Source organism: Pollutimonas rozaliensis (assembly GCF_048751585.1).
Lineage (GTDB): Bacteria > Pseudomonadota > Gammaproteobacteria > Burkholderiales > Burkholderiaceae_B.
The window spans coordinates 1-239 of the sequence record NZ_JAZHOB010000344.1; the positions used below are offsets into that span (position 1 = coordinate 1).

Here is a 239-nt window from a genome sequence, read left to right on the forward strand (position 1 = left end):
CGAGTGTCCGGCCACGGTCATGTAAAATCTCGTCGATGAACTCGCCGGCATGACCGATATTGGTCTGATACAACACGACAGTACGACCCTCTTTTAAGCCCGCGACTAAACCGGAGCTGTAAACACCACTGCGCTCTCGGGTTTTTGTTCCATTTCTCTGCGGCTTTTCTATCGGGACTTTGTCTAAAATTCGGTTGGTCGTGTCATCTAAATAATAGTGCTCTGCGTTTGCGGCAAAC

At 49.4% G+C, this 239-nt stretch carries 1 protein-coding gene; it reads right to left on the reverse strand.

Going from position 1 to position 239, the window contains the following annotated elements:
* On the reverse strand, nt 1-239 hold a 239-nt coding region (locus V0R37_RS23175; protein ID WP_420376700.1), incomplete at both ends, for a hypothetical protein.